The 11,883-nt window shown below is 69.2% G+C and carries 8 protein-coding genes; 2 read left to right on the forward strand and 6 right to left on the reverse strand.

The features are described from left to right. Window positions 1-16 precede the first annotated feature (16 nt). Window positions 17-2,557, forward strand: coding sequence for a DNA topoisomerase (ATP-hydrolyzing) subunit A (locus HBK84_RS07530; protein WP_167318569.1), 2,541 nt, complete (start codon window positions 17-19; stop codon window positions 2,555-2,557). Between the two features lie 163 nt (window positions 2,558-2,720). Here HBK84_RS07530 and HBK84_RS07535 read toward each other — a convergent pair whose 3' ends face one another. After that, complete coding sequence (locus tag HBK84_RS07535; RefSeq protein WP_064847256.1) at window positions 2,721-4,829, reverse strand: type IIA DNA topoisomerase subunit B; 2,109 nt, start codon at window positions 4,827-4,829, stop codon at window positions 2,721-2,723. A 228-nt stretch (window positions 4,830-5,057) separates the two neighbouring features. Between HBK84_RS07535 and HBK84_RS07540 the strand changes: the two genes are divergently transcribed. Beyond that, window positions 5,058-5,258, forward strand: coding sequence for a hypothetical protein (locus tag HBK84_RS07540; RefSeq protein ID WP_035961388.1), 201 nt, complete (start codon window positions 5,058-5,060; stop codon window positions 5,256-5,258). A 117-nt stretch (window positions 5,259-5,375) separates the two neighbouring features. Here the strand turns inward: HBK84_RS07540 and HBK84_RS07545 are convergent, their stop codons facing one another. From HBK84_RS07545 to HBK84_RS07565, 5 genes are all read right to left on the reverse strand, one after another. Continuing rightward, window positions 5,376-6,101 (reverse strand): ubiquinone/menaquinone biosynthesis methyltransferase, encoded by a 726-nt coding sequence (locus HBK84_RS07545; RefSeq protein WP_240918870.1) that lies wholly within the window; start codon window positions 6,099-6,101, stop codon window positions 5,376-5,378. Then, window positions 6,101-7,720 carry an RNA polymerase sigma factor gene (locus HBK84_RS07550; protein WP_085105950.1) on the reverse strand — a complete coding sequence of 540 codons (1,620 nt, stop codon included), beginning with the start codon at window positions 7,718-7,720 and terminating at the stop codon, window positions 6,101-6,103. The genes HBK84_RS07545 and HBK84_RS07550 overlap by 1 nt, the downstream gene beginning before the upstream one ends. Before the next feature lie 207 nt (window positions 7,721-7,927). Continuing rightward, complete coding sequence (locus tag HBK84_RS07555; protein WP_064845179.1) at window positions 7,928-9,361, reverse strand: DUF4192 family protein; 1,434 nt, start codon at window positions 9,359-9,361, stop codon at window positions 7,928-7,930. A 232-nt stretch (window positions 9,362-9,593) separates the two neighbouring features. Then, a complete protein-coding gene (locus HBK84_RS07560) occupies window positions 9,594-10,889 on the reverse strand; it encodes a nitrate/nitrite transporter (RefSeq protein WP_064845178.1) in 1,296 nt (431 codons plus the stop codon). Between the two features lie 58 nt (window positions 10,890-10,947). After that, window positions 10,948-11,877: a proteasome assembly chaperone family protein gene (locus tag HBK84_RS07565; RefSeq protein WP_179861265.1), complete on the reverse strand. Its 930-nt coding sequence runs from the start codon at window positions 11,875-11,877 to the stop codon at window positions 10,948-10,950. Window positions 11,878-11,883: the final 6 nt, after the last annotated feature.

Below are 11,883 nucleotides of genomic sequence, written 5' to 3' on the forward strand. Positions count from 1 at the left end.
AAGGAGTTGCCCTTCGATGGCTCGTCGCCGCTCAGCCATGCGTTCTCCCCAGGACGAATTGCCCAAGGACTTCACCGAGCACATCGTGGACGTGGACGTCACGCAGGAGATGGAGACGAGCTTTCTGGAGTACTCCTACTCCGTGATCTACTCCCGCGCGCTGCCGGACGCCCGGGACGGTCTCAAGCCCGTGCAGCGGCGGATCCTGTTCATGATGGACCAGATGGGCCTGCGCCCGGACCGCGGCCACGTCAAGAGTGCGCGCGTGGTGGGCGAGGTCATGGGCAAGCTGCACCCCCACGGTGACGCCGCGATCTACGACGCCATGGTCCGCATGGCGCAGTCCTTCGCGATGCGCGTGCCACTCGTGGACGGGCACGGCAACTTCGGGTCGCTCGACGACGGTCCGGCGGCCCCGCGCTACACGGAGGCCCGGATGGCCCCGGCCGCGCGCACGCTCACGGGTGACCTCGACGAGGACGTCGTGGACTTCGTGCCCAACTACGACAACCAGTTCCAGCAGCCCGCGGTGCTGCCGGCCGCGTACCCCAACCTGCTCGTCAACGGGGCCACCGGGATTGCGGTGGGCATGGCCACGAACATGGCACCGCACAACATGCGCGAGGTCGCGGCCGGGGCCCGGCACCTCATCCTGAACCCCGAGGCCACGCTCGAGGAACTCATGCGGTTCATCCCCGGTCCGGACCTGCCCTCCGGCGGTCGGATCGTGGGCCTCGAGGGCGTGCGGGACGCCTACCGCACCGGGCGGGGTTCGTTCCGCACGCGCGCCACGGTCTCCGTGGAACAGGTCTCGCCCCGCAAGCAGGGCATCGTGGTGACCGAGCTGCCGTACATGGTGGGCCCCGAGAAGGTCACCGAGAAGATCAAGGACGCGGTCCAGGCCAAGAAGCTCGCCGGGATCTCGGACGTCGTGGACCTCACCGACCGCACCAACGGGCTGCGCCTGGTCATCGAGCTCAAGAACGGTTTCAACCCGCAGGCCGTGCTCGCGCAGCTGTACAAGCACACACCGCTCGAGGAGTCCTTCGGGATCAACAACGTGGCTCTCGTGGAGGGTCAGCCCCGCACCATGGGGCTGCTCGAGCTGTTGCGGGTCTACAGCGACCACCGGATCAGTGTGGTGCGCCGGCGCACCGCGTTCCGCCTGGCCAAGCGGCAGAACCGGTTGCACCTCGTGGAGGGGTTGCTGATCGCGATCCTCGACATCGACGAGGTCATCCAGATCATCCGTTCCTCCGAGGAGACGGCCGAGGCCCGGGACCGGTTGATCGCGGTCTTCGACCTCTCCCGCGCGCAGTCCGAGCACATCCTGGAACTGCGGTTGCGTCAGCTGACCAAGTTCTCCCGGATCGAGCTCGAGGCCGAGCGGGACACCCTGCAGCGGGAGATCGCCGAACTCGAGGCAATCCTGGGCTCGGAGACCGCGCTGCGCGGCGTGGTCGCGGACGAGCTCACCGAGACCGCGGAGAAGTTCGGTGACGAGCGGCGCACCGTGCTGCTCGAGGCCGAGGACCTGCCCGCGGTCACCGCGGAGAACGCGCGCGGGAAGAAGAACGCGGCACCGTCCGTGGCGCTCGAGATCAGCGACGACCCGTGCTGGGTGTTCCTGTCCACGACCGGGCGGATCGCCCGCAGTGCCGTGCGCACCCCGCTCGCTGACGGCTCGCGGCGCTTCAAGCACGACGCCCTGACGAGCGTGGTGCCCTCGACGGCGCGCGGGGAGATCGCCGCGATCACGTCCACGGGCCGGATGCTGCGCGTCTCGTGCGTGGACGTGCCCGTGCTGCAGGAGTTCGACGGCGTTCCCCGCCTCGCGGACGGCGTGCCCGCCGCGGACTTCCTGGGTCTGGACAAGAACGAGACGCTCGTGGGACTCGTGCCCAGCAATGCCGTGTTCGCGATTGGGACCGCGGACGGCGTGGTCAAACGCGTGAACCCCGACTACCCGCTGAACCTGGACCAGTGGCCCGCGATCAAGCTCAAGGACGGGGACTCGGTGGTGGGTGTGGGTGCCGCGCCGGTCGACGCGGAACTCGTGTTGGTCTCCTCGGACGCCAAGCTGCTGCACTTCCCCGCATCCGCGGTGCGCCCCCAGGGCCGAACGGCCGGTGGCGTGGCCGGGATGAAACTCGCGGCGGACGAGCACGTGATCTTCTTCGGGGCGGTGGCACCGAGCGAGTCCACCGTGGTGGTCACCCAGGCCCGCAGTGACGGTCAGCTGCCCGAGATGGGCGAGGCGTCCGTGAAGGTCACCCCGCTCTCGGAATTCCCCGCCAAGGGCCGCGCGACCGCCGGTGTGCGGGCCCAGCGACTACTCGCGGGTGAGACCGGGTTGACCCTGGCGTGGGTCGGCCACGGGCCGGGCAAGGCCGTGTCCGCGGCGGGCGTCGCGCGATCGCTCCCCGTGGAGTATGGGCGCCGGGACGGTTCCGGTGTGGGCATCGACCGTGCGGTCGCAGCCGTGGGACCCGCGCTCAGAGGTCTCCCCGTGCCGGGGACCACGACGAATGGGGAGTCAGCCGCGGAGGACGAATGACCCGCGGACCGGGCGCCGCGGAGGAGGATGGATCGGCGACGGTCGGCGACCGACCCGCGCACGGGGCGACGGCGGCGTCACCCGCGGACGACCGACCGTCCGGGGCGTCGCGCCGCCCGGCGCGTGAGACGGCGCCGCTGCCCGAGCACACCACCTGAGGCGCTCAGGCGTCGATCTGCTCCTGGTTGAGCTGGGCGGCACCGGCTACGATGAAGTCCTTGCGCGGGGCCACCTGCGAGCCCATGAGCAGGGAGAACGCGCGCTCGGCGGCCTCGGCGTCGGACACGCGCACGCGCCGCAGGACACGGTGGCGGATGTCCATCGTGGTCTCCGCGAGCTGATCGGCGTCCATCTCCCCCAGGCCCTTGTAGCGCTGGATGGGCTCCTTGTACCGACGATCCTGCTCTTCGAGGCTGCCCAGCAGCGTGTCGAGTTCGCGCTCCGAATACGTGTAGACCATCTCGTTGGGCTTGGAGCCCGGGTTGACGATCTGCACCCGGTGCAGCGGGGGCACCGCGGCGTAGACCCGTCCGGCCTCCACGAGCGGGCGCATGTAACGGTAGAAGAGCGTGAGCAACAGGGTGCGGATGTGGGCGCCGTCCACGTCCGCGTCCGTCATCATGATGACCTTGCCGTAGCGGGCGGCGTCCAGGTCGAAGCTGCGACCCGACCCGGCCCCGATTACCTGGATCAGGGCCGCGCACTCGGCGTTCGCGAGCATGTCCGTGATCGAGGCCTTCTGCACGTTCAGGATCTTGCCGCGGATCGGCAACAGCGCCTGGTAGTTGGAGTTGCGGGCGAGCCGGGCGGTGCCGAGCGCAGAGTCGCCCTCCACGATGAACAGCTCCGAGCGGTCCACGTCCGCGGAACGGCACTCCACGAGTTTCGTGGGCATCGACGACGTCTCGAGCGCGTTCTTGCGCCGCTGGGTCTCCTTGTGCACTCGGGCCGAGATCCGGGACTTCATCTCCGCGACGACCTTCTCGAGCAGCTGACCGGCCTGGGCCCTGTCGTCCCGCTTCTTGGAAGTCAGCTGCTTGGTGAGCTCCGCCTCCACGACCTTAGCGACGATCTGGCGCACCGCAGGGGTGCCCAGCACCTCCTTGGTCTGCCCCTCGAACTGGGGTTCGGCCAACCGGACCGTGAGTACCGCGGTGAGCCCGGCCAGGACGTCGTCCTTCTCGAGCTTGTCGTTACCCGCCTTGAGCTTGCGGGAGTTGGTCTCCACCTGCTTGCGCAGGGTCTTGAGCAGCGCATTTTCGAAACCGCTCAAGTGGGTGCCACCCTTGGGCGTGGCGATGATGTTGACGAACGAGCGCACCGTGCTGTCGTACCCCACGCCCCAGCGCAGGGCCACGTCCACCTCGCACGTGCGATCGACGTCGGTGAGCCGGGCGTGTCCGGACTCGTCGAGCACAGGGACCCGCTCGGTGAAACTGCCCTGCCCCTGCAGCCGCCACACGTCGGTGACGGGCGCGTCCGCGGCGAGGAACTCCGCGAACTCCGAGATCCCGCCGTCGTACTGGAAGACCTCCTCCACGGGACCGTCCGCGCCCGGTGTACCCGGCAGGCGGCGTTCGTCCTGCACGGTGATCTTCAGCCCGGGGATCAGGAACGCGGTCTGGCGGGCGCGGCGCACGAGCTCCTCGGTGGAGAAGCGCGCGTCCGGGGTGAAGATCTGATCGTCGGCCCAGTAGCGGATCCGTGTGCCGGTGACGCCGCGCTTGGCTCTGCCCACGACCTGCAGGTGCGAGTCGGTCGTGAACGCCTCGAACGGTGCACTCGGGGACGGCGCCCCCTTGTCCGTGAACGTCCCGGGCTCACCGCGTTTGAACGACATCTGGTAGGTCTTGCCGCCACGGTCCACCTGCACGTCCAGGCGCGCGGACAGCGCATTGACCACCGAGGCACCCACGCCGTGCAGCCCGCCCGACGCCGTGTACGAACCGCCGCCGAACTTGCCGCCGGCGTGCAGTTTGGTGAACACGACCTCCACGCCCGTGAGGCCCGTGCGGGGTTCGGTGTCGATGGGGATGCCGCGACCGTCGTCGTGGACCTCCACGCACCCGTCCCGGTGCAGGATCACCGTGATGTCCTGGCCGTACCCCGCGAGCGCCTCGTCGACGGAGTTGTCGATGATCTCCCACAGGCAGTGCATCAGACCGCGCGAGTCCGTGGAGCCGATGTACATGCCCGGGCGTTTGCGTACCGCCTCGAGGCCCTCCAGGACGGAGAGGTGGCGGGCGTTGTATTCGGAACGGGACGGTGTCACGGTCGTGCTACTCCGGGGTTCGGGGGCGGCCCGCGGGCGGTGCGGGACCATCCCACTGTAGTCGGCACCCGGGGTTTGTGCGCGGTGGGCGAAACAGGGCCTTCGTGGGAAGCATTGACTGCACGCGTGGGTTGTACTGGTACGTGTGATCGGGGCGTGACACCCCTGATGGCCGTGCGGCGGCTCAGATGAGCGCCGTCGCATTCCGTACCCCGTGAGGAGGATCCCATGAACGCGACACTCGAAGCGCGTGAACTTAACGCGACCCACCGTTGCGACGCCTGCGGTGCCCAGGCATACGTCCGCGTGGTCCTCGAATCCACCGGTGGCGAGCTGCTGTTTTGCGCCCACCACGCTCGTGCGAACGAGGAGAAGCTGCGCCCGTTGGCCGCCACGTGGCAGGACGAGACGCAGCACATCGGCGCCTGAGCGACAGGCCCATCCCGCGGCGTTCCGGTCCCCTGCCGGAAGGCCCGGACACGAAGGAAGGCGCGCATCCTCGGATGCGCGCCTTCCTTGTCATGTGTCCTTCACATCATGTGTCCCTCACGGGCCGGGCTTGCGGCCCCACAGGATCACGTTGGTGCCCAGGTACTTGGTCTCGAAGTCCACGTCCGTGAAGCCGACCTCGCGCATGAGCTGCGCGACCTGCGCGGGCTGCATGAATCCGAGGGTGGAGCTCTCCAGGTAGGAGTAAGCGTCCTTGTCCTTGGCGACCACCCGTCCTAGCAGGGGCAACACAATCCGCATCCCCGCGGTGACCGCGAGCTTGAGCAGCCCCCGGGGCGGTGCCGTCTCCAGGACGACCACCCGCCCCCCGGGCGAGAGCACACGGAACTGTTCGCTGAGTACGCGCGGGACGTCGCTCACGTTGCGCAGCAGGTAACCGTGGGTCACCGCGTCGAAGGATTCGTCCGCGTACTCCAGCGAGTGGGCGTCCGCGAACTCCCACGCGATGCCGTCCGCGCCGGGCTTCGTGCGGGCGCGCTCGAGCATGTTCTCGGAGAAGTCCACCGCCGTGATCTCGGCGCGGGGTTCACGACGCCGCGCGGCCAGCGCGATCTCCCCCGTGCCCGTGGCGATGTCCAGCAGCCGGCCGCCCGGCGTCACGGCCGCCCGCCGGGCCACCTCGCGGCACCACTGGGCGTGCCGACCCAGGGTCATCAGCGTGTTGATCCGGTCGTAGGAGTCCGTGATCCGGTCGAAGATGCCCTGGACCTTCGTATCCCGTTCGGTCATGGAGTGCTTACCGTTCTTGTTCACCGAGGACATCAGTCCAGGTAGTCCCGCAGCACCTGCGAGCGGGACGGGTGACGCAGCTTGGACATGGTCTTGGACTCTATCTGGCGAATCCGCTCACGGGTGACCCCGTAGACCTTCCCGATTTCGTCAAGGGTCTTGGGCTGACCGTCCGTGAGCCCGAAGCGCATGGCCACCACACCGGCCTCGCGTTCGGAGAGCGTGTCCAGCACCGAGTGCAACTGCTCCTGCAGCAGCGTGAAGGACACGGCGTCCGCGGGGACCACGGCCTCGGAGTCCTCGATCAGGTCGCCGAACTCGGAGTCACCGTCCTCACCGAGCGGCGTGTGCAACGAAATGGGTTCGCGACCGTACTTCTGGACCTCCACGACCTTCTCGGGGGTCATGTCGAGCTCGTTGGCGAGCTCCTCCGGGGTGGGTTCGCGCCCCAGGTCCTGCAGCATCTGGCGCTGCACGCGGGCCAGCTTGTTGATGACCTCGACCATGTGCACCGGGATGCGGATGGTGCGGGCCTGGTCCGCCATGGCGCGGGTGATGGCTTGGCGGATCCACCACGTGGCGTACGTGGAGAACTTGAAGCCCTTGGTGTAGTCGAACTTCTCGACCGCGCGGATCAGGCCCAGGTTGCCCTCCTGAATCAGGTCCAGGAACAGCATGCCGCGGCCCGTGTAGCGCTTGGCCAGAGACACCACGAGGCGCAGGTTGGCCTCGAGCAGGTGGTTCTTGGCGCGGCGGCCGTCGTGGATCACCCAGCGGTAGGCGCGGCGGGTGTCCGCGTCCATGGAGTCCTGTTCGTCCGCGAACTTGTGCTCGGCGTACAGCCCGGCCTCGATGCGCAGGGCCAGGTCCACCTCCTGTTCCGCGTTGAGCAGCGCGACCTTTCCGATCTGCTTGAGGTAGTCCTTGACGGGGTCCGCGGTGGCACCGGCGACGACCACCTGCTGGGCGGGAGCGTCGTCGTCGTCGTTGTTGGTCAGCACGAAGCCGCGCGCACTCTTGTCCTGGCGGCCCTTCATGAGCGGGGCCGATTCCTCCACTGAGGCCTGCTGGGACTCCTGGGTGTCCTCGTCCTCGAGGTCCTCCGGGGTGTCCTCGGGCACCAATTCGTCCTCGGCGAGCGCCTCCTCGACGGGATCCGCCTTCTTCCGACCGCGTCCGCCCGCGGGGGCCTTGGCGGCGGGCTTCGCGGCGGTTTTGGTGGTCTTGCGGGTGCCCGTGGACTTGGCGGTGCCCTCCGCGGAGTCCGCGGTGGTCTTGGTGCGGGTCGTGGACTTGGTCGCCGCGTTCTTGGTCGCGGCCGTCTTCTTGGCGGCGGTCTTCCGGGTGGCGGTCTTCTTCGCCGCGGGCGCGGCGGTGTCTGTCTCGTTCGACGCCGCCGCGTCCGATGTGGCAGCGGTGGTCTGCGACGACGCCGCGGCGGTCCCCCGCGTGGCGGAAGCGCTCTTCTTAGCGGCGGTGCTCTTGCGCGCCACAGTCTTCTTGGCCGCGGCGGCCCGCTTCACGGCGGGCTTCTTAGCAGCGCCACTCGTGCTAGCGCCGCCCGTGCCTGCCTGAGAAGTGGTCTCAGCGGGGTCCGTCTGCGCCGTGGAGGCCTGAGAAGCGGACGCGGTCTTGCTGGCAGCTGGTGACACGGAGAACCTTTCGTTGGACAGATCTACGGGTGCGCACCGCATCAGCGGCCAACACACCTATGACCCTGTCAAGTCCGGCGTGGTGACACGGGGTCCCGCCGAGACTCTGAGGGCCTTATTCGCCCTAACACCGACCCTTCGCAGTTTGTTCCCGCACACCATGAAAAAATTTCGCCCGCCCCCGTTACCTCTAGCGATGTGCCCCCATCACCCCTGGTCCGAGGCACCGCGTTCCCACACGCCCCGGCCTGGCCACGCGGTACGCCGGTCCACGCACCACCACGGCGTGGGCTGGTGCCGCAACCGGTGCGCCACGTCGGCCGCCGCGGAACGGCCGGGCATCGCGGATCGTTCGGACCCCGCGGCACCCTCCCGGTTCGCGCAGCGTGCGAGCAACCGCGACGCCGTGTGGGCGCGACCCCGGTACACCTCGAGCTGCGCCAAGGTGGCCACGACGCTCGCGGCAGCCGCGGTCAAGGGTTGCCGGTCACTCGAGGGGTTTGGGTCACTTGACGGCTCTCGGTCACCCGACGTCTCCCGGGAATCCGACAAATCTCGAGGACCCAACGACTCCCGCGAGCCCGCCACGATCTCGGTGGGGTCGGCGAGCGGGTCGCGCCCCGCACCCAGGATCCCGTCCAGCACCTGCAACACCCGGTACGCACCGTCCAGGGTGTCCCAGTCCGGCGGGCCGTCCCATTCCCCGGCCACCGCGACCACGCAGCGCAGGGCCTCGTCGATCTCGTCCTGCGAGGGCTCGGACCCCGCGATGCCACCGCCCAGTCGCACCATGGCGGCCCGCAACCCTGCGAGCGCCGCCGCGGCCCGAGCGGTGCTCCCGCTCAACCACGCGTACAGCAGCGCGTCCCTGACGAGGTCGTCGTGCACCCCCTCGATCAGCAGCGCGAGATGTCCGTCCGACAGACCCAGGACGGCATCCACCCAGTGCTGCCTGTCCGCCTGGACGCAACGCACCGCGCGGTGCCACGCCGTCAACGGATGCCGCGGATCGGGGTCGATGGTGGGCGGCGTCGGACCCGGCACCGTGGTCCGCGCAGGTGCGGAATCGCCGTCGTCCGTGCGCAGTCGCTCCCACGCACGCGTGACATGCTGTGCCCTCCGGGCGAACCGGTGCCGCCACCGCGGATGGTGCTCGGGCGCATCCGGTTCGGCAGCGCTACCCAGTGCGATCATCTGGGCGTTGACCGCGCTGTCCCGGATCAGCTCGACGGGCAACGCCCGGTCCGGTTCCGCGAGGTCCCACCAGTGCTGCGGACCCACCACGAGGGCGCGTAACACGGTGAGTCCCGCCCGTTCCACGGCGCACTCCCACCGGGCCGCGGCCACGGCCTCGCGATCCATCCCGCCCTCGAGGGCCTGGTCCGAGTACACCGTCACGACCACCTCCCCGCAGTGACGCACACGCGCGAGGACCTCGGCGAGCTCCGCACCGAGCTCGTACGGATCGGTCTCCACGGTGGGTGAGTTCATGCTCAGGCACAGGGCGCTGCTGTCGGCCACGGGGAAGAACAGCACCGAGGTGTTACGGGGCTGGCGACCCACCTGATGAGGGATCAGCGCGAGGAGGTCCTCGGTGCTGCGGATGCGAACGGTGTCGGCGGCTTCATGGGAAATGGTCATGACGCCACCCTGGCGACCGGACGCCCCTCGGTGGGGTCGGTCCGCGCGCATGTGCACGAGCTCGCTCCCGACACACCCCGGGGCGGTGCTGTGGAGGGCGCTTGCCGCGGTGGACGAAGTGGGGCGCCGTCGGCGGTGGGCGAAGTGGGGTGCCGTCGGCGGTGGAGCGGTAGGGCGTGGCGAGCCGGAGCCGAAATGGGACGCGCGGCGCGGGTTCCCACTCACCCAGGGGTCAGACGGAATCGGGGCCGTGCACCCGGCGCACCTTGCGTGTGCAGCGAAGGATCGCGACCGTGCCCACGAGGGCCACGAGGGCCTGGGCGGCGATCGCGGGACGGAACGCATCGGCGTCGTACAGCGTGGGTGTGATCCCGGCGCCGAACAGCAGGTCGAGCACGAGCCCCGTGACGTAGATCGCGAGCAGGGACGCCGCGAACCCGCCCACGTTGGCGAGTCCCGTGGCGGTGCCGTTGCGCTGCGGCGGGTTGAAGGAGCGCACGATGTCGAACGCCAGCATGGACGCGGGCAGGGACAGAGCGATCATGCACACGGCCACGTAGACGACCACGGCGGGGGCGTGGCCCGGCCAGACGAGCAGTGCCGTCCACCCGGCCCAGCTCACGAGCACGCATGCCAGGGACAGTGTGGAGCGCCGGCGCGCGAAGCGCGCACTGAGTTTGCCGATCACCGGCGCCACCGCCACGTTGAACACCACGTACACGGTCATCACGGCGGAGGCCTGCGTGGGGTCCAGCCCCTGTGCGTTCTGCAGGTACGGGTACGCCCACATGAGGGCGAACGTGTTGCCCACGAACTGCACGGTGAAGTGGACCCAGAAGCCCAGCTGGGTCCCCGGTTCCTTGATGGCCTGCCCCATGGAGGTGCGCACGGTCGCCAAGGAGATCGCGTCGTTGAGCTCACGCGCGCCCGGCGGGTTGCTGCGCAGGAACAGGCCGGAGAGCACCGCGGCGAGCAGGGCGATCGCCGCCATGACCGCGAAGGACGGCACCCAGCCGACCACGTGGAGCAACGCCGCGAACGGGATCACGGAGAAGAGCTGGCCCAGGTTGCCCGTCATGCCCACGACCTGGGTGAGCATGGGTACCTTCAGCGCGGAGAACCACACGGGGAGCAAGCGCATAACGCACACGAACGTGGCGGCGTCGCCGGCGCCCACGAGGATGCGACCCACCACGCCCTCGGCCACGGACTGCGCCGCGGCCAATTGCAGTTGTCCCGCCGCCATGGCCACGGCCCCCACGGTGATGAGGATGCGCGGGCCGAACCGGTCCACGAGCACCCCCACGGGCACCTGTAGTGCCGCATAGACGAGCACCTGCATCATGGAGAACAGGGACAACCCCGAGGCCGCGGTCTGGAACCGGTCGGCGGCCTCCACCGTGGCCACGCCGAAACTCGTGCGCTGCGCGACCGCGGAGAAGTACGCGAAAACACCCACCGCGAAAATCAACCATGCGGTGGGTGAGTCCTTGTACCGGGACGGACGGGGTGCAACCGGTTCGGGCATGCGGATGGGCCTCCCACGGGCTCGGCGACGGAGGCCCGTGCATACCGGGTGCGGGGCCCTACTCTCGGTGGTCCTCCGGGTCGCTCTGCGCGGCCAAGAACGCCTCCGCGGCGGCACCGAGGTCGTCGGCGTCGGGCAGGTCGGCGTCGTCGGGCCCGGCGAGAATCGAACGACGGGCGGACGCGTCCACCACGTCATCGTATCGCCGTTCCATGTTCTGGATGACACCCTGGACCTCGGGCGAGGAGTTCGCCTGCGCGTCGATCTGACGGATCACGTCCCGGGAGGCCTCCCGCAGCTCGTCCGTGGGCAGAGTGCGCCCGGTCACGGCACTGAGATACTCGAGGGCCGCGACGGCCGCCTGCGGAAGGTAGGACTCCGCGAGGTACTGCGGCACGTGCACGGACAACCCCACGTGATCGATCCCACCCTCCTGCAATCGCAGTTCGAGCAGGTGCGAGGCGGATGCGCTGACCTCGAACGTGGGCTTGTTGCCGTCGATCCGGGGCAGCAGATCCGCACGCGGACCATGGGCGGTCACCAGGATGGGCCGCGTGTGCGGCACGGGCATGGGGATCCCTCCCACGAGCGCCACGAGACTCACCCGCAGTCGTTGCGCGAGCCCCACCACGGCGGAGCTGAACCGCTCCCACTGGGTGTCAGGCTCGGGTCCGGTGAGCAACAAGAAGTGCCGGTCCAGCCCGTCGGTGACCACATGCAGGTTCAGCTCGGGCGCCTCGAAGTCCTCGAAGTGGTCCTCCGAGAACTTCACGTGGGGGCGCCGGGAGCGGTAGTCGTAGAGCTGGTCCAGGTCGAAACGGACCACGGTCTCGCTCGGCATGGAGTCGAGGATGACGGCCTCGATCTGACCGGCCAGGTGGCCGGCTTCCACGTATCCGGACAGCGCCACGATCATGGGCAGCCCACGCAATCGCTCGTCTCCCAGCAACGCGGGATTCCCCAGATACAGGGCCGTGGGATCCAGCACACTTCC

This window comes from Kocuria sp. KD4, assembly GCF_011769905.1.
Lineage (GTDB): Bacteria > Actinomycetota > Actinomycetes > Actinomycetales > Micrococcaceae > Kocuria > Kocuria marina.

Excerpts from the sequence above, each read along its gene's own strand:
- HBK84_RS07545 (WP_240918870.1), bottom strand. The coding sequence starts at position 6,101 with ATGTCCTCGGTGAACAAGAACGGTAAGCACTCCATGACCGAACGGGAT.
- HBK84_RS07540 (WP_035961388.1), top strand. The coding sequence starts at position 5,058 with ATGAACGCGACACTCGAAGCGCGTGAACTTAACGCGACCCACCGTTGC.
- HBK84_RS07560 (WP_064845178.1), bottom strand. The coding sequence starts at position 10,889 with ATGCCCGAACCGGTTGCACCCCGTCCGTCCCGGTACAAGGACTCACCC.
- HBK84_RS07555 (WP_064845179.1), bottom strand. The coding sequence starts at position 9,361 with ATGACCATTTCCCATGAAGCCGCCGACACCGTTCGCATCCGCAGCACC.
- HBK84_RS07530 (WP_167318569.1), top strand. The coding sequence starts at position 17 with ATGGCTCGTCGCCGCTCAGCCATGCGTTCTCCCCAGGACGAATTGCCC.